The sequence below is a fragment of the Massilia sp. NBRC 108631 genome (assembly GCF_059704565.1).
In genome coordinates, this window is sequence record NZ_BAAKJE010000124.1 from 15621 (window position 1) to 33691 (window position 18071).

The window sequence follows — 18071 nt, forward strand, 5'->3', positions numbered from 1 at the left end:
TGTTGTTTTTGTCTACTTTTATGCGCTCCGATAATACCAAAAAAAGACCGGCATGCTAGCGGTTTGCATTGCGCATGCGCAACCACAGAGGGAGGTAGCGCTATCTAAGGCGGAATGTTGGCAAAGTGGTCTGTGTGGTGCAAACAACATGTGAAAAAAATACGAAAATTGGTAGTGTTCTGGTATTGGATGAGAGTATATTGGCGTTGAATTGGTTTTGTTAGTGGTTGTATAGATGGATCTGCGGGGCGTTGCGGGGAGCGCGGCGGTCTGCAAGAGGATCTACTTAAAACGGACGGGCTTTCACCGAAGGCCACAATCAAGGGGGAGTACATGAAGCGCAATTTGACACCGATCGCCACTGCGGTCGCCATCCTGATCACCAGCACCGCCGCCATGGCGCAGGATGCATCCAAGTCGCCAGACGCGGTTGTGACCGTGACCGGCGTCCGTGCCGCATTGGCGCAGTCGATCAACCAGAAGCGTAACGCCGACTCGCAGGTGGAAGTAATCACCGCCGAAGACGTGGGCAAGATGCCGGACAAGAGCGTCGCCGACTCGCTGCAGCGCGTACCTGGCGTGTCCGTCGCCACGGCCGGCGGCGCCGAAGGCGGCTTCGGTGAAAACGACCGCGTCAGCCTGAAAGGCACGCCGTCCAACCTGACCCTGACCACGCTGAACGGCCACACCGTCTCGAGCGGCGACTGGTATATCTCCAACATCACCGGCGGCGGCCGTTCGGTCAGCTACTCGATGTTCCCGTCCGAACTGATCGGCCGCGTGACCGTGCACAAGAGCTCGCAGGCCAACCTGACCGAAGGCGGCGCCGCCGGCAATGTGGACATCGAAACCCGCAAGCCGCTGAGCTTCAAGAAACCGCTGACGCTGATGGGTTCCATCGAAGGCGCCTACGGCGACGCGGCCAAGAAGACCGACCTGCAAGTGAGCGCGCTGGCCAACTGGAAGAACCAGGAAAACAACCTGGGGGTACTGGTCCAGGTGTTTGACGAGAAGCGCACGCTGCGCCGCATGGGCCAGGAATTCCTGTGGTGGGACAAGCTGACCAAGGGCTTCGCACCGGACTGGATCGCGAAAAATCCTGAAGTGGAAAACAAATACCTGTCCATGCTGACCGGCTCCTCGCTGTTCCAGCAGAAGCGCGAACGCAAGGGCGGCATGATCGACGTGGAAGTGAAAGTCAACAGCGACTTCAGCTTCGACGTGAGCGGCCTGTACACCCGCCTGGACGCGGACAACGTCAACGCCAACTTCATGCTGGCACCGTACCAGCCGCTGTCGAACAACTGGTCCGGCGTGGGCGGCGTGGTGCCGTCGGCCTACACCATCACCGGCAACCAGATCACCTCGATCACCTTCCCGAAAACCTGCCCGGTCGCCAGCTGTGCCAATATGGGCCCGTCGGTGCAGGACATTATTGCCCGTCCAGGTTCGTACAGCGACTCGAAGTTCGTCAACGTGGACTGGAAATACCGCGTCAACGACGACCTGAAATTCACCGGCCAGGTCGGCACCACGCGCGGCACCGGCTACGCCCGCGACTACGGCTACGAAGCATGGCTGGCCTATTCAGGCACCAGCCTGACCATGAACGGCATGTCGCCCGCCACCGTCACCGTGGACAACGCCGGCACTTTCAGCCCGCGTACCGGCGCCGACTTCTTCGGCGGCTGGGCATCGGACACCACCGCCAAGGACAAGGAAACCTACGGCCAGGTGGATGGCACCTACAAGACCCCATGGGACATGGTGCCGACCATCCGCATGGGCTTGCGCACGGCCAAGCATGACCGCCAGCTGACCTGGCTGCAGGGCACCGTGGCCGACGCGGGTAAACTGCTGGCCAACCGCCCGACCGGCCTGACGACCTACCCAACCAGCCCGCTGAGCAATGTGCTGCAGAATCCGTGGACCTTCACCGCAGAATCGATGAAGGAATGGGGCGACAAGTACGTGAAGTTCGACAGCCACGCCTACCAGAACGAGTTCCAGATCGCCGAAAAGGCGCATGCCGCCTACGCGATGGCGGACCTGAACGTGGGCCCTGTCAGCGGTAACTTCGGCGTGCGTTTCGTGAAGACCGAAATCGACGTGGCCAACGGTTCGCCGAACACCGCCTGGAAACCGGTCTACACCTCGAAGACCTACAACGACTTCCTGCCCAGCCTGAACCTGCGTACCGACCTGACCTCCGACGTGGTGCTGCGCGGTTCCGCCAGCCGCACCCTGGCGCGTCCGGACTTCGGCGCCCTGGGTTCGCTGAGCCTGAACGACCTGACCTTCTCGGGCACCGGCGGCAATCCGAACCTGAAGCCGATCTACTCGAACAACGTGGAAGCCGGCGTCGAGTGGTACTTCATGCCGAAGTCGCTGATCGCCATGAGCGTGTACGACATGCACCTGGGTTCCTACGTGACCTTCGGCTCCTCGGTGGCGCAGTTCTACAACCAGTCCACCAACTCGATCACCAACTACAACATGAGCTCGGCCCTGAACACCAAGGCCCGCGTGAAAGGCGTAGAGCTGCAGTATTCGCAGGATCTGGGCAACGGTTTCGGCGCCAGCGTGAACTACACCTACGCGGACGGCAAGGAAACCGGCAAGGCGCCGAAATCGGCCTGCGCGGACCTGGGCGATTGCAGCATGATCGGCACCTCGAAGAACTCGTACAACGCCAGCGTGTTCTACGAGAACGACAAGTTCAGCGCACGCGTGAACTACAGCTTCCGCTCGGCCTTCCTGAACGGCCTGGACCGCAACAGCGCGATCTACCAGGACGACGTGGGCACCGTGTCGCTGGCGCTGAACTACAACCTGACCGAAAACCTGACGCTGTCGTTCGAAGGCAAGGACCTGAACGATCCGCTGCTGAAGTCCTACGCCTCCACCAAGGAGCAGCCGCGCGCCTTCTACAAGAACGGCAAGCAGTTCTTCCTGGGCGTGCGCGGCAAGATGTAATGCCGGCTGAAGTCTGACGCGATACAGGGCAGGGCTTCCTCGGAGGCCCTGCCTTTTTTCTTCCTGGAGCGGGAATGCATAATTTGATTAAAACGGCGCTGCTGGCGGGCGCCATAACGGGTTCGGCCTACGCCGCGGACACGGCGCCGCGCGTGGTCTACAGTCCCTACAAGCACCTGGCCATCCACAACGACCCGGCCAGCAACGCCATCACCATCGCCCCGGACGGCCAGCGCGTGCCCTATACCGGCCACAGCAGGCAGCCCCTGACCTGGGCCTTCGCCAGCGGCGAATGCGGCGAGGAGAACTGGGGTGGCCAGCCCGCGCAAGCGGTGGCGGAGGCCAACGTGGCGGCCTTCGCGGCGGCTGGTACCGGCTACATCATTTCCACCGGCGGGCAGGGCAACGTCTTCACCTGCGGCAGCGACGAGGGCATGGAGCGCTTCATCAGGCGTTACGAGTCGCCGCAGCTGATTGGTCTCGACTTCGACATCGAGGCAGGGCAGACCGGGCAGCAGGTGGACTCGCTGGTGCAGCGCATCGTGGCGGCGCAGGCACGGCGCCCGCATCTGCGCATGAGCTTTACGGTGGCCACGCACGCGGCCTCGGACGGCAGCCGCCGCAGCCTGAACGGGATGGCCGAGACCGTGCTGGAGTCGGTACGCCGCAACGGGCTGCAAGACTACACGCTGAACATCATGGTGATGGACTACGGCCCGGCGGCGAAGGACGTGTGCGTGGTGCGCAAGGGCCGCTGCGACATGGGTGCCTCGGCGCTGCAGGCGGCACGCAACGTGCATGAGAAGTACCAGGTGCCCTACAACCGGATCGAGCTGACCGCCATGATAGGCGTGAACGACGTGGTGGAAAATGTGTTCACCGTGGCCGACATGGACGCCATGGCGCGCGGAGCGCGCAAGCTCAAGCTGGCCGGCCTGCATTTCTGGTCGACCGACCGCGACACGCCCTGCCGCACCGAAGTGAAGGGCGCGGACGCCGCCTGCAGCGGCATGCCCGGCGTGCCTGCCGGCGCCTACGCGCGCGCGCTGCAGGAGCACGCCAAGGCGCGCGCGCAGGCGCACGCACAAGCTGCGGAGGCGGGCAGGTGAGCGCTTTGCCTTCTGCCGCGCCAGCGTCGGCGGCGCAGTCCGCCGTCAACGCAGTCAGCCGCTACCTGTCGCTGGACGTGCTGCGCGGCCTGACCGTCGCACTGATGATCATCGTCAACACGCCGGGCGACTGGAACACCGTGTTCGCGCCGCTGCTGCACGCGCAATGGCACGGCTTCACCCCCACCGACTGGGTCTTCCCCACATTCCTGTTCGTGGTCGGCAACGCACTCAGCTTCGCCCAGCCCAAGTACGCACGCCTGGGCCAAGGCTCGGTACTGGCCAAGGTCGGCAGGCGCAGCGCCATTATTTTCCTGCTCGGCTTCCTGCTGTTCTGGTTTCCCTTCGTGGCGGTGGACGGCGCGGGCAACTGGAGCCTGATCCCGCTGTCGGGCACGCGCGTTCCGGGCGTGCTGCAGCGCATCGCCCTGTGCTTCGGCCTGGCCTCGCTGATCCTGTATTTCTGGAAGGAGAAGGGGGCGCTGGCCTACTGCGTGCTGGCGCTGCTGGGCTACTGGCTGATGCTGGCGCTGGGAGGCGACTACACACTGGCCGGCAATGCCGCCGGCAAGGCCGACCTGTGGCTGCTGGGCGAACGCCATTTGTACCGCGGCGAAGGCCTGCCGTTCGATCCGGAAGGCCTGCTTGGCACCCTGCCTGCCACCGTCAACGTCATTGCCGGCTACTTCACCGGCAGGCTGATACTGGCGCAGGGAGCCAACTACGAAACGCTGGCGAAACTGATGATGGCCGGCGTGCTGTGCGTTGGCGTGGCCCTGTGCTGGGACATGGTCTTGCCCATCAACAAAAAGCTGTGGACCAGTTCCTACGCGCTGTACACGGTAGGCCTGGACCTGCTGGTGCTGCCGTTGCTGATTTACCTGATCGAGATGCGCGGCCGCCGCGGCTGGACCTACTTCTTTGAAGTGTTCGGCAAGAACACCCTGTTCATTTACCTGCTGTCCGAACTGGCGGTGGTGATCCTGGTGAAGACCAAGGCCGGCAACGGCAACGGCTACGACTGGCTGTACGCGCATACCTTCCAGGCGCTGGCGCCGCCGAAGGTGGCCTCGCTGCTGTTCGCGGTGACGTTCATGCTGGCCTGCTGGGCGGTTGGCTACCTGATGGACCGCCGGCGGATCTATATCAAAGTCTGAGTCAGAACTTGAGGCGCAGGCCGGCCCGGTTGGCCAGCGCTGTCAGTCCCATCATCGCCACGGTCAGCGCGGCGGCGTTCAGCAGCCCGGCGCCGCCGCCCGACTCCAGGTAAGGCCACCACCAGCGCGGCATCCGCAGCACCGCCGCCAACTGCTCCCACAGGTCCGGCGCAATGAAGGCGAACAGCGCGTTCGCGCCGGCCGGCATCAGCGCAACGCTCCACCAGCGCCACTGCAGCACATCGATCAGCACGTAGAACAGAATGAACAGCGCCAGCACCAGTCCGGAGCACACCAGCGTGTACGACTCGGTGGCATGGACCTTGTTGATGCCGTGCAGGGGGCGTAGCAGCATGCCGGCGCCGAACAGCGCCACGGCGAAGCAGGCCATCAGCATCACGCGGCGCCGGTGCAGCACCGCATTGCCTGCAGGCGCCGGCGGCACGGGCACCGCAGGCGACACCGGCCGCAGTCCTTCGGGCTGTGCGCGGCGCAGGAACAGCGTTCCCATCAGCGTGCCCGCCAGTACATTGGCCGAGGTGGACCCCAGCACCTGCGGCACGTTGACCACTTCATTTAGCGCCTGCGGCAGCGGCAGCATGCCGGCGGTGCCGACAAGGTACAGCACGATCAGCAGCCCGAAGGCGGCCAGCAGCAGCAGCGGCTTGCCGTTCACCGCCAGGTAGATAACGCTGCACAGCAGGTAGGCCCAGCCTATCATCCCCAGGATGCCCCACCACGTGTGCTGCAGGTAGACGCTGCTGAACTCCGCGTTCAGCTGGCCCCGGAAGGACAGCAGCAGGAACAGCATCAGCGCCAGCCCGGCCCAGAAGGCCGCCCCGCGCTGCGCGGTTTGGCGCCACAGCAAGATCATCGCCACGTAAAACAGCAGGAAGTAGACCGCGCGCGGCAGCAGCGCGGCGGCGGCATCGTAGCGGTAGGCGTTGGCCAGCACCACGCCCGCCACCATCAGGCTGCCGGCGCGCCACAGCAAGCGCCCCAGCAGCGCGGCGCTGAAGCGGCCTTGCTCCCGGTGCAGCGCCAGCGGAATGGCGATGCCCACGATAAACAAGAAAGCAGGAAACACCAGGTCCGGCAAGGTAATGCCGTCCGCCGTGGGGCCGGCGTGCTCAAGCCAATAAGGAATGCCCGGCATGCCGGCGACATAGTTCACCCAGATCATGGCCAGGATGACGAAGCCGCGGAACGCGTCGAGACTGAGGAGGCGGGGGGACGTAGCCAAAATGCAAAATGGGGCCAGGGTTAATTAAGCAGCTAATTAACCCTGACCCCATTTGTTCCTTGGGAAATATTACTTGGCTGCAGTGGCGGCTGCGGTGCTTGGGCGGTTAACCCACAGGATCCAGTAGCGGGCCAGGTCGGCACGGCCGTCGGCGCCTTGCACGGTTTCCAGCACTTTGACCGCTTCTTCCTTCTTGCCGGCCAGCGCGTAGGAGTAGCCCAGGCGCAGCTTGGCGTCGTCGGCGTTCTTCAGGCCGCCCTTGGCGATACCTTGCTGGATCAGGTCGATGCCCTTGTCGAACTGGTCCAGCGTCACGTAGGCGTAGCCCAGGTTGACCAGGCCGGTGCCGTCTTTCGATTTCTTGGCCGACGCTTCGCCGCTGGCGATGTTCTTCACGTCGTCGGCCGCCTGCTTGTCGGCCTGCGCCTTGATCTTCTTGTGCTTGTCCGCGTTGCCGCCGGTGCCCAGCACGCCGGCTGCGTAGCCCGCGTCCATGGCCTTTTTCGCTTCGATCGGCTGGCCGGCCAGCAGCGCCAGTTCAGCCATTTCCATGTAGTCTTCCTGCGCCATCTTCGACACGGCGGCTTTCTCCAGGCGGTACACGTCCAGCGCGAAGCGGGTCGAGTAGGTGGACTTGCCCTGGGTGCGGCTCAGCAGGTCGATCCAGTAGTCGTCGGTCGGGTAGAACTGCACCAGCTTCTCGACGGCGATCAGATAGGTGGCGGTGTCCTTGGACTTGGCGCCGGTGTTGGCCAGCAGTTGCAGCTCTTCCAGCGCGGGCGTCTTGCCGGCCTTGGTGTTCGCTTCCAGGTCCTTCAGCAGTTCGGCCTTGGCGGTGGCGAAGTCGTTGTTGAAGTAGTAGGCGCGCAGCACGTAGGGACGCAGCTTGGTGGCGTCACCGGTTACTTCGGCGTATTTGTTGAAGGTGGCGATGGCTTTCGGATAGTCCTTGCCGTTGTAGTACAGATTGCCCAGCGCCTGGATGAAGTCGCCCTGGTCGGCGGCCGGCAGCTTGCCCGACGCCAGCACGGCTTCCAGGCCCTGGATGGTCATGGGGTTGTTCTGGGTGACGGAGCCCAGCGATACCTTCATGCGGCTCAGCACGAAGGTCTCGTAAGGGGTCAGGTTCGCCATCGCTTCGGCCTGGGTGATGCGGTTCTGGACTTCGGCGTAGTTCTTGGCCGCCATCAGTTCCTTGATCTGGGCCGGATCCAGCAGTTTGAAGAGTTCAGGACGCACGGTGTCAGGCTTCGGTGCTTCCGGTGCGGGCGCGGCCTTTTCGGCGGCGGTCGCAGTAACCAGCAGGGCTGGCGCAAGGTTCAGGCCGAGTGCGGCAACGATCAGGCTGGTACGTGCGAAACGAAACTTGGACATGGATAATCCTTCAATCTAAATAAAGACAAACGCATATTCTCCCATAAAAAGGGAAGCGCGCCGGGTTTCAAAAGTGCGTGAATTGTAACCGCTGTTACACCCCGCGTGCGTAAGCTTGTCCGTCGGAATTAAATAGCAGGCAGCGCGCCGCCGGCAGGTGCAGCCGGGCCGCGCTGCCGGGCGCCAGCTGCAGGCCTCCGGCGGCCTGCCTGACCGCCACCATGTCCGGCACGCCGGGCAGGTTGGCGTAGACGATGGACTGGTCGCCCAGGTTCTCCACGTGGCCCACGGTGGCCTCAAGCAGGTTTTCTTCCTGCGGCGCGAGCTGGTCGTCCAGCACGGCGGCCGGACGCAACGCCATGTGCTCGGCGCGGATACCGATGGTGACGCGCTCGCCGCGCTGGGCGCCGCCCCCTTGGGCGGCGACTTCCACCAGCGCGCCGCCGGCCGTCATCACCGCCACGAAATGCGGGCCGGCGGCCATCACTTCGCCAGGGATGAAGTTCATTTTCGGCGAGCCGAGAAAGCCCGCCACGAACAGGTTGGCCGGGTTGTTGTACAGCTCCAGCGGCGCGCCCACCTGCTCGATGCGGCCGCCGTTGAACACCACGATGCGTTCGCCCAGCGTCATCGCTTCCACCTGGTCGTGCGTCACGTAGATCATGGTGGTCTTCAGCTCCTGGTGCAGGCGGCTGATTTCCACCCGCATCTGCACGCGCAGGCTGGCGTCCAGGTTGGACAGCGGTTCGTCGAACAGGAACACTTCCGGTTTGCGCACGATGGCGCGGCCGATCGCCACGCGCTGGCGCTGGCCGCCGGACAGCTCTTTCGGCTTGCGCTTGAGCAGGGCCGTGAGCTGCAGGATGGCGGCGGCGCGCTCGACCATCTGCCGCACCTCGTCCGCCTTGTGGCCGGCCAGCTTGAGGGCAAAGGCCATGTTCTCGTACACCGTCATGTGCGGGTATAGCGCGTAGGACTGGAACACCATGGCGATGCGGCGTTCGGCCGGCGCCACGTCGTTGGCCAGGCGCTCGCCGATATGCAGTTCGCCGCCGGTGATGCTCTCCAGCCCCGCGATCATGCGCAGCAGGGTGGACTTGCCGCAGCCGGACGGGCCGACGAAGACCACGAACTCGCCGTCGCCGATGTCGAGGTCCACGCCGTGGATGACGGGGTGCTTGGCGTCGTAGTGCTTGACGACGCCTTTCAGGCTGACGCTGGACATGGGCTTAGCTCGCGGTGGCAGGTTCTTGCGCCCCAGCCGCCGGCTGGTCCTTGGCGGCGCGCGAGGCCATCGGTATCAGCTGCGACAGCACGGCCACGGGAATGGCCGACAGCAGCACCCAGACGAAGAACTTCTGGTAGCCGAGCGAGAGCTGGATGGTGCCGCTCACGTATTTGAACAGTACAAAGCCCAGCTGCATGATGCCGGTGGAGAAGGCGTAGTGCGCGGTCTGGTATTTGCCGGGCGCGACCACCTGCATCATGTACAGGATGATGCCGACGAAGCCGAAGCCGTAGCCGAACATCTCCGCGCCCAGCGCCGCGCCGATCAGGGGCAGGTCGGTGGGCTGGTAGGTGGACAGGAAATAGAAGGCCGCGTTGGGCAGGTTCATCGCCAGGATCAGCCACAGGATGGCGCGCCGCAGGCTGAGCCAGGAGGTGAAGTAGCCGCCCGCGATGGAGCCGATGAGGAAGGCGATGGTGCCGGTGGTGCCATACACGGCGCCCACTTCCGAGGTGGTCAGTCCCAGGCCGCCGAGGTTGCGCGCCTCGCGCAGGAACAGCGGGCCAATGGTCTGGATCTGCGCTTCGCCGGCGCGGAACAGGATGATGAACAGGATGGAGACCCAGATGCCCGGCTTGCTGACATAGTCGATGATGACGTCCTTCAGCGTGCGGGCGATGCCGGCGGCGGTGGCGTCGGCGGTGACGGCGTTCCAGGCCGGCGGCAGCGCCCAGCTGTGATACAGGCCGAGCGCGATCATGGTGGCGGCCAGGATGCAGAAGATGATGGTCCAGGCGGGTACCACGCCCTGCGACTTTTCCAGGTAGCCGGCCAGGATCACCAGCCCGCCCAGCGAGATGAAGCGGCCCGCGTTGAAGAAGGCGCCCTGCCAGCCGGCGTATCCGGCCTGCTGCTTCTCGGTCAGGCTGGCGATGTACAGGCCGTCGCAGCCGATGTCGTGGGTGGCGGAGCAGATCGCCACCAGGGCCAGCATGGCCACGCAGGCCGACAGCCAGAACGGCAGTTGCAGCGCCAGCCCCACCAGGCCGAGGCAGACCCCGCCGGCCAGCTGGAAGCCGACCACCACGACCTTCTTGCTGGCGGCCAGTTCCAGGAAGGGGCTCCACAGCGGCTTGAGCACCCAGGCCAGGCCGATGTAGGCGGTCCAGTGCGCGATGTCGTCGTTCGGCACGCCCATCGACTTGAGCATCAGGCCGGCGATCAGCGCCACGGCGAAGAAGGGCAGGCCCTGCGCGAAGTACAGCGTGGGAACCCAGGCCAGCGGGCTGCGGGTGGCGGTCTTGTCCATTATTGCGTCATCCTGTCGTTATAGTTGTCTGGGCCGGGCAGTTGGCGGCGCGCGGCAATACCGTAGGGCGGGTCGGTGCGCGCAGCGCCCGCAACCCGCCATGGCGGTGTCAATCGAATCCCGGCACCGGGCAGCGGCCCTGCGCTTCCAGCGCGCCGGCCAGCCAGGCGTTGACCGCCTCCAGCGCGGGCGCGGCGAAGCCGTAGGTCATCAGTGCGGCCGCGTCGATGTCCAGCGCCTGGTACGGATTCCACAGCGCCAGGTGCAGGTCCGGCTTCCACGTCGCGCGCGCATGGGCGCCGTAGCGCAGGCGGGAGGTCGAGGCCAGCATGGTATAGCGGCCATCCTGCGGCAGCGCGGACCAGTCGAAGGCGTCGGCGTCCGAGTAGGTCACCAGTTCCACGTCGTACAGCCTGCCCAGCGACGCCGCCACCACGGCGGCCGGTACGCCGGCTTCCGATACGCCATCGCTCACCACGTCCTGGCGCGCCACCAGGCGCACCCTGGCGCCGGCGGCGGGGCGCTGCGGATTGCCGCGCGCGGTCAGGGCGCGGCGCCAGCCTTCGGCCATCACCTGGCGGTCGGCGGCGTCTTCCTTGTACGAGCGCGGCTTGCATGGATAGGCTTGCGCCAGCGCGGTCAGGCGCGCCAGGCGCTGGTCCACGGCGGCCTGCGGCAGCGAGCCCTCGGCCAGCGCGGCGGCGATGGCGTTCAAGGTTTCGTCCTGCGTTGCCGGCGTTCCCAGCGCCATCACCATGTCCGCGCCGGCGATCAGCGCGCGCACGGCGGCGTTGCCCACCCCGTAGCGGCCGGCGATGGCATGCATGTCCATGCCGTCGGTGATGATCACGCCCCGGTAGTTCCACTGCTTGCGCAGCAGGCCGTCCAGGATGGCGGGCGACATGGTGGCCGGATTGTCCGCATCAATGGATGGGTAGACTATGTGCGCCGTCATCATCGCGGGCGCTGTGGGCGCGGCCAGCTTGAAGGGCTTGAGCTCGAAGTTCTCCAGCTCCGACAAGGGCTTGTCCACGGTGGGCAGGTCGCGGTGCGAATCGACGTGCGTGTCGCCGTGGCCGGGGAAGTGCTTCACGCAGCAAGCCACGCCCTCCGCATGGCTGCCCGCCATCCACGCCATCGCCAGCTCGGCGGCGCGCTGCGGCTCGGCGCCGAAGGAGCGCTCGGCGATCACCGGGTTGTTCGGGTTGTTGTTCAAGTCCAGCACCGGCGCGAAGTTCCAGTTGAAGCCCAGCGACTTGACCGCGCGCGCCACGGCCGCGCCGGTGCGGTAGGCCAGGTCGGTGTCGTCGGCCGCGCCCAGGCCCATGGCGGCCGGCGGCGCCGGCACCCAGGTCGAGCGCACCACGGCGCCGCCTTCCTGGTCGATGGCGATCAGCGCGTCCGGTCCCATCACCGCGCGCAGGTCGGCGGTCAGCTTGGCCAGCTGCTCGGAGTCCGCCATGTTGCCACGGAACAGGCATACGCCGCGGATGCTGTTGGTGCGGATGAACTCGGCGGTGGCCTCGTCCAGCACGGTGCCGGGGAAGCGGATCATGATCAGTTGACCGGCGATTTTTCGAAGTTCCTGGTGATTCATTTGACTGCTCCGTCCATGCCGCGCATGAAATAACGTTGGGTGAAAAGGAAAGCTGCCAGCGTGGGCAGGATGGTGAGCACCGTGCCGGCGGCGATCACGCGGGTGCTGCTGCCGAAGGTGCCGCGCAAGTACAGCACGCCCACCGACAGCGGAAACTCGTCCGGCTTGCTCATCACGATGGAAGGCCAGATGTATTCGTTCCAGGCCTCCACCGCCGTCAGGATGCCCACCGTGGCCAGCCAGGGCGCGATCAGCGGCAGCATGATGCGGGTGAAGATGATCCACTCGGAAGCGCCGTCCACGCGGGCCGCGTCGATCAGGTCCTGCGGCACTTCCTCGAAGGCTTGCTTCAGCAGCAGGATGGCGACGGCGGTCACCACGTTGGGCAGGATCACGCCGGCGTAGGTGTCCACCAGGCTCAGTTTGGTGACGGTGATGAAGTTGACCAGGAAGTTCACTTCGGAAGGCAGTACCAGCGTGGCCAAAATCAGGCCGAACACCAGGCGGCGGCCCTTGAAATGCATGCGCGCCAGCGGGTAGGCGGCCATCGAGCACAGCACCAGCTTCCAGAACACCGTGAACGCGGCGATCAGGATGGAGTTCTTGAAGAAGGCCAGGAAGGGGATGACGCGGAACGCTTCCTCGAAATTGACCAGCGACGGCGACTTGGGCCAGAAGGTGGGCGGGAAGGCGAAGATGTTGCCCTCCGTGGAAACGGCCGTCACCACCGTCCACCAGAACGGGAACACGCATACCAGCGCGATGGCGCACAGCGCGGCGTAATGCAGGACAGTGCGTGGCTTGATTGCGATCGTCATTTGTGGCTCGGCTTCAGATAGCGCAGGCACAGCATGGCGATGCCGACGCAGAATACAGAGACCACGAAACTGGCCGCCAGCGCGCGCGGCAGCTTCAGGTGCTTAAGGCCCTGGTCGTAGGAGTAGTACAGCGCCGTGAAGGTGGAGTTCATCGGGCCGCCTTGCGTGAGCACGTCCACTTCCTGGTAAGCCTTCAGCGCCGCCAGCACGGACAGGATGGTGCACACCATGATGGTGGGGCGCAGCGTGGGCACGGTGATTTTCCAGAAGCGCTGCCAGCGGTTGGCGCCGTCGAGGATGGCCGCTTCCTGCATGTCGGCCGGTACGGCCTGCAGCGCGGCCAGGTACATCACCATGTACCAGCCCAGGCCGCGCCACAGCGTGACGAACATGATGCAGAACAGGGCCAGCGTATCGTTCGACAGCCAGCCGATGGGCGCATCGACGAAGCGCATCGCCATCAGCACGTAATTGAGCGCGCCCTGCTCGTGGAACATGAAGCCCCACATGATGCCGACTACCGACACGGTGGTCACCACGGGCACATAGAAGGCCGCGCGGAACAGGCGTATGCCGGGCAGCTGGTTATTCACCAGTACCGCCAGTCCCAGCGCGCCCAGCTGCACGAAGGGCACCATCAGCAGGAACACCAGCGAGTTTTTCAAGCCGGTGACGAACATCTCGTTATCGAAGATGTAGCGGAAATTGTCCAGCCCCACCCAAGACGTGGGGCGGATCAGGCTGTAGTCCGTGAAAGCCAGGTAAGAGCCGAAGCCGACCGGCCAGAACGAAAACGCCGCCAGCAAAATCAGCGCAGGCGCCAGGAACAGCCACGCCGCCAACGTCGTCCGCCGCGCGCTCACAGCCGCCCCACCCAAGCAGCCTGAGCCGCATTTTCCAACCCCGGGGTCAGACCCCGTGTGCGCGCAATGCGGCTCAGCTCGCCTTCTTCCCAGAGTGACGCCGGCACCGTCATTGGCGAAACTGTCGCCGCTGCAATGCGAATCTCGGCAGGTTTCGCGTTCCGCTGGGAAACGAGCTGAGCCGCATTCTCCTGACTCGGGGTCAGACCCCGAATTGGGGAAATGCGGCTCAGCTTGCTTTGGCGGGAGAGCTTCTTGTTCCAGATGGCAGCAGCGGCGTCGAGCGCCTGCTTGATGTCTTGCCGGCCGGTGACGCCCGCTTCGACGGCTTTCACCAGAGAACGGCGCAACTCGTCATAGTCGGTGACGCCGGACACGTAGAGCGTATGCGAATGCGGCATCGAGACCGCTCCGGCCGACACCGCTTTTTCCGCAGCGCCTGCATTGGCCGGCACCGCCAGAAAGAACGGGTCGCGCGCCGCGTTGGCCGCGGCCGGGTACACGCTGGCCTGCTTGGCGAACGCCAGCTGGTTGGCGTCGTTGGTCAGGTAGCGCGCGAACTCGCCGATCTGCGGCAGCAGTTGCTTGTCCACGCCGGCCGGCACGGCGAAGTGCACCAGCCACCCGCCATCGGCGATGCCGGTCGGACCGAGCGGCGCGGGGGCCACGTCGGTCTTGGCGTAGATGTCTTTGGCGTCGGTTTCGATGCGTTTGACGGCCGTCGGCGGCGCTAGCAGCATGCCAAGTCGGCCGCCTTTGTAGGCGTCAATGGCGGCGGGGAAGTTGTCTTCGGCGAACAGGCTGTCCTTTAGCAGGCCGCCGGCCTTGTAGGTCTCGGCCAGCTTGGCGATCAGCGCCACGTGCGCGGGCGAGTTGAAGGCGGCGCGGCCGTCTTTGATCACTGGCAGGCCTTGCTGCATCATCAGGCCGTCGATCTTGGCCAAGGCCGGGCACAGGCCGGCCTTGCCGGTGCGCTGGGCGATCTGGCGCGCGAAGGCGAGCTGCTCGTCCAGGCTGCGCGGCGCGCGCGTCAGGCCGGCAGCCTTGAAGATTTCGGTGTTGTAGCTGATGACGGCGACGTTGCTGTACATCGGGAAGCCGTAGGTCTTGCCGCCGAAGGTGAGGTCTTCCAGCGTGCTGGCCAGGTAGCGCTGGCGGGCGCCTTGCAGCAGGTCGTCGACCGGGGTGAGCAGGCCGTCGCGGGCGAATTCATCGGCCCAGGGTACGTTCAGGTTCACCAGCGCGGGCGGGGTGCCGGCCACGATGCGGGTCACCAGCTTGGTCTGGATGATGTCCCATGGGAAGTCGACCCATTCAACCTTCACGCCGGGATGGGTGGCTTCGTAATTACGCGCCAGGCCCTCGAAATAGGGCGTGAATTTGGGCTTCATGCTGAAGGTCCAGAATTCGATTTTTTGAACCGGCGGCGCAGCCAGGGCGCACGTTGCCGCGCCCAGGGCCATCAATGCGGTCAGCAGTGTCTTGATTCTCATCGATGGTCCGGGGCAGGGCGCAGCTTGGCTTGCTTAATTGGTCTTGGTGACTTTGCTCAGGTGGCGCGGACGGTCCGGGTCCATGCCGCGCGCGGCGGACAGCTTGGCAGCCATCACGTAGAACGCCTGGATGGCGACGATGGGATCGAGGTCCGGCGTGGCGGCCACCGGCAAGGTCAGGTCGCGCTGGGCCACGTCGTCCGGCGCGGCCAGCAGCACGCGCGCGCCACGGCCGCGCATCTCGTCGGCCAGCGCCAGCAGGCCGGCCTGGGTCGGACCGCGGGTGGCGAAGATCAGCAGCGGGTAGCCTTCCTCGATCAGCGCCATCGGGCCGTGCTTGATCTCGGCGCCGCTGAACGCCTCGGCTTGCAGCGCCGAGGTTTCCTTGAATTTCAGCGCCGATTCCAGCGCCACCGGGAAGCTGATGCCGCGTCCCACCACCATGATGTTCTTGGCCGGGGCCAGCACGTCCAGCGCCTGCGACCAGTCGGCCTCGGTGGCCTTGCTCAGCGACTCGGGCAGGGCCTGCAGGCCGGCCAGCAGTTCCGGGTCGTTCTGCCATTGCGCCACCAGGCGCGCACCGGCCACCAGCGAGGTGATGAAGCTCTTGGTGGCGGCCACGCTCTGCTCTTTGCCGGCGCGCAGCGGCATCGACCACTCGGCGGCCTGCGCCAGCGGCGAGTCGATGTCGTTGACCAGCGCCACGGTGGTGGCGCCGCCGTCGCGGAAGTAGCGGATCGGCTCGACCACGTCCGGGCTCTGGCCCGACTGCGACACGGCGATGGTCAAGGTGTCGCGCGTGATCAGCGGCGACTTGTGCAGGGTCACCAGCGACATCGGCAGCGAGGCCACCACGCGCCCCAGGCGCGCCATGATCAGGTAGGCGATGTAGTTGCAGGCGTGGTCCGAGCTGCCGCGCGCCACCGTCAGCGCGGTCGAGAAGGGCGTGCTCCTCAATTTGCGTCCCAGGTCCGCGTAGCGGTCCGCGTCGTTCGCCAGTTGCAGCGCGACGCATTCAGCGGCGGACAGGGCTTCTTTAAGCATCATTGAGGTCACAACGTTCTCCTTCGATATATACGGCTTTGAGTTTGAGATCGCGATCCAGTACCACCAGATCGGCATACGCGCCCGGCGCTAGGCGGCCGCGTTCCTGCAGGCCGATGTAGTCGGCCGCATTGGTTGAGACCCGGGCCGAGGCGTCCGCCAGGTCCAGTCCGAGTCCGACCAGGTTGCGCAGCGCCTGGTCCAGTGTGAGGGTGCTGCCGGCCAGGGTGCCGTCGGGCAGGCGCACGCCGCCCATGCATTTGTGGACCACGTGCCGGCCCAGCATGTATTCGCCGTCCGGCATGCCGGTGGCGGCGGTGGAGTCGGTGACGCAGTACAGGCGCGGTATGGCGCGCAGCGCGGTCTTGATGGCGCCCGGATGCACGTGCAGCAGGTCCGGTATCAGCTCGGCGTATTCGGCGTGCGCCAGCGCGGCGCCCACCATGCCGGGCTCGCGGTGGTGCAGGCCGCTCATGGCGTTGAACAGGTGCGTGAAGCCGGCCGCGCCGTGCTCCAGCGCCGCCACGCCGTCTTCGTACGATCCCAGCGTGTGGCCGATCTGCACCCGCATGCCTTCGTCGGCCAGTTCGCGCACCAGGCCGAGATGGCCGGCGATTTCGGGCGCCACGGTGATCACGCGCAGCGGCGCCATGGCTTCCAGGCGCTGCACTTCGGCCAGCGTGGCGGCGCGCGCAAAATTGGGCTGCGCACCGAGCTTGCCGGAATTGATGTACGGGCCCTCGAGGTGGGCGCCCAGCACCCGCGCCTCGTTCTTGCCGCGCTGGCGCACCGCCCGGCCGATGGCCGTCAACGCGATGTCGATGTCTTCCGGCGGCGCCGTCATGGTGGTGGCCAGCATGCTGGTGGTGCCGTGCTGCGCGTGGATCCTGGCGATGGTGTGCACCGCGTCGCCGCCTTCCATCACGTCCTTGCCGGCCCCGCCATGCACGTGCAGGTCGATAAAGCCGGGCAGGATGTAGTCGTCGCCGTTCAGTTGCGGGTCGACTGCCGCGCCGTTGATGCCGGCGATGCGTTCGCCGAACGAGATTGCGCCGCTCAGCCAGCCGGCCGGGGTCAGGATATTGCCTTGGATCGTTACATCGCTCATCTGCGCGACTCCGCTACAAATTCATAATAATCGCTGCGGCAGTAGGAGTGCGTGAGCTCCACCGCTGCGCCGTTTTCGAGATAACTCACGCGCGTGATATGCAGCATGGCTTCGCCGGGCTGGATGTTGGCCAGCTTGGCTTGCTCGGTGGTCGCGTTGACCGCCCGGATGTGCTGCAGCGCGCGCATCGGCACCGTGCCGTTGGCTTCCAAAAAGCCGTACAGGGAACCCGTCACGCTGTGCGGGTTGGGCATGTAGGTGGCCGGGATGGTGGTGGTTTCGATCGCCATCACCACGTCGTCGGCGGTGCGCAGGCGCTTCAGGCGCGCCACGGCCATGTTGGGCGACAGGCCCAGCGACAGCAGTTCCAGCGGCGCCGCCACCCCGATCTCGCGCTGCAGCCAGCGCGAGCCAGCCGTGAAGCCGCGCTGGCGCAGCTCTTCGGAGAAGCTGGTCAGGCGCGACAGCGGCTGTTCCAGTTTCGGCGTGATGTAGGTGCCCGAGCCGCGCTTGCGGGTCAGCATGCCACGGTCGCACAGCATGTCGATGGCCTTGCGCGCGGTGACCCGCGAGATGTCGAGCATTTCAGAGAGTACGCGTTCGGACGGCAGCGCCTCGTTGGCGCGCCAGTCGCCGCTGGCTATGCCGTCGGACAGCTTGTTCGCCAGCTGCATGTACAGCGGTGTGTCGCTTTCATGGTCCGGCCTGAAATCGCTCAACTGGTCTAGCACGGGTGGCTCCTTGCTGGTGGG

Annotated in this window: 14 protein-coding genes; 3 read left to right on the forward strand and 11 right to left on the reverse strand. The window is 65.5% G+C overall.

Features of this window, described 5'->3' with window-relative positions; translation table 11 throughout:
- The first annotated feature begins 333 nt into the window (after positions 1 to 333).
- From AC6H42_RS13545 to AC6H42_RS13555, 3 genes are all read left to right on the forward strand, one after another.
- Positions 334 to 2976 (forward strand): TonB-dependent receptor, encoded by a 2643-nt coding sequence (locus tag AC6H42_RS13545; RefSeq protein WP_057158978.1) that lies wholly within the window; start codon positions 334 to 336, stop codon positions 2974 to 2976.
- A gap of 74 nt (positions 2977 to 3050) precedes the next feature.
- On the forward strand, positions 3051 to 4085 hold the full coding sequence (locus AC6H42_RS13550; protein WP_497548268.1) for a glycoside hydrolase family 18 protein: 1035 nt from the start codon (positions 3051 to 3053) through the stop codon (positions 4083 to 4085).
- The gene (locus tag AC6H42_RS13555) at positions 4082 to 5242 is read left to right on the forward strand and encodes an acyltransferase family protein (protein WP_497548269.1); all 1161 of its coding nucleotides are present in this window, start codon (positions 4082 to 4084) and stop codon (positions 5240 to 5242) included. Before AC6H42_RS13550 ends, AC6H42_RS13555 begins: the two co-directional genes overlap by 4 nt.
- A 1-nt stretch (position 5243) precedes the next feature.
- On the opposite strand, the gene AC6H42_RS13560 is transcribed toward AC6H42_RS13555, so the two are convergent.
- From AC6H42_RS13560 to AC6H42_RS13610, 11 genes are all read right to left on the reverse strand, one after another.
- A complete protein-coding gene (locus AC6H42_RS13560; RefSeq protein WP_497548270.1) occupies positions 5244 to 6485 on the reverse strand; it encodes a hypothetical protein in 1242 nt (413 codons plus the stop codon).
- Positions 6486 to 6554: 69 nt separating this feature from the next.
- The gene (locus AC6H42_RS13565; protein ID WP_057158974.1) at positions 6555 to 7859 is read right to left on the reverse strand and encodes a tetratricopeptide repeat protein; all 1305 of its coding nucleotides are present in this window, start codon (positions 7857 to 7859) and stop codon (positions 6555 to 6557) included.
- 94 nt (positions 7860 to 7953) lie between these two features.
- Positions 7954 to 9084 (reverse strand): ABC transporter ATP-binding protein, encoded by a 1131-nt coding sequence (locus AC6H42_RS13570; RefSeq protein ID WP_497548271.1) that lies wholly within the window; start codon positions 9082 to 9084, stop codon positions 7954 to 7956.
- A 4-nt stretch (positions 9085 to 9088) separates the two neighbouring features.
- Complete coding sequence (locus tag AC6H42_RS13575; protein WP_057158972.1) at positions 9089 to 10396, reverse strand: MFS transporter; 1308 nt, start codon at positions 10394 to 10396, stop codon at positions 9089 to 9091.
- A 109-nt stretch (positions 10397 to 10505) separates the two neighbouring features.
- Positions 10506 to 11993: a beta-N-acetylhexosaminidase gene (gene nagZ, locus AC6H42_RS13580; protein WP_497548272.1), complete on the reverse strand. Its 1488-nt coding sequence runs from the start codon at positions 11991 to 11993 to the stop codon at positions 10506 to 10508.
- Positions 11990 to 12811: a carbohydrate ABC transporter permease gene (locus AC6H42_RS13585; RefSeq protein WP_057158970.1), complete on the reverse strand. Its 822-nt coding sequence runs from the start codon at positions 12809 to 12811 to the stop codon at positions 11990 to 11992. The genes nagZ and AC6H42_RS13585 overlap by 4 nt, the downstream gene beginning before the upstream one ends.
- Complete coding sequence (locus AC6H42_RS13590) at positions 12808 to 13653, reverse strand: carbohydrate ABC transporter permease (protein ID WP_229418403.1); 846 nt, start codon at positions 13651 to 13653, stop codon at positions 12808 to 12810. The genes AC6H42_RS13585 and AC6H42_RS13590 overlap by 4 nt, the downstream gene beginning before the upstream one ends.
- 17 nt (positions 13654 to 13670) lie before the next feature.
- The gene (locus AC6H42_RS13595) at positions 13671 to 15167 is read right to left on the reverse strand and encodes an ABC transporter substrate-binding protein (protein ID WP_497548273.1); all 1497 of its coding nucleotides are present in this window, start codon (positions 15165 to 15167) and stop codon (positions 13671 to 13673) included.
- Between the two features lie 33 nt (positions 15168 to 15200).
- Positions 15201 to 16214: an SIS domain-containing protein gene (locus tag AC6H42_RS13600; RefSeq protein ID WP_057158968.1), complete on the reverse strand. Its 1014-nt coding sequence runs from the start codon at positions 16212 to 16214 to the stop codon at positions 15201 to 15203.
- A complete protein-coding gene (gene nagA, locus AC6H42_RS13605; RefSeq protein ID WP_057158967.1) occupies positions 16204 to 17319 on the reverse strand; it encodes an N-acetylglucosamine-6-phosphate deacetylase in 1116 nt (371 codons plus the stop codon). The genes AC6H42_RS13600 and nagA overlap by 11 nt, the downstream gene beginning before the upstream one ends.
- The gene (locus tag AC6H42_RS13610) at positions 17316 to 18050 is read right to left on the reverse strand and encodes a GntR family transcriptional regulator (protein ID WP_200954133.1); all 735 of its coding nucleotides are present in this window, start codon (positions 18048 to 18050) and stop codon (positions 17316 to 17318) included. The genes nagA and AC6H42_RS13610 overlap by 4 nt, the downstream gene beginning before the upstream one ends.
- Positions 18051 to 18071 lie beyond the last annotated feature (21 nt).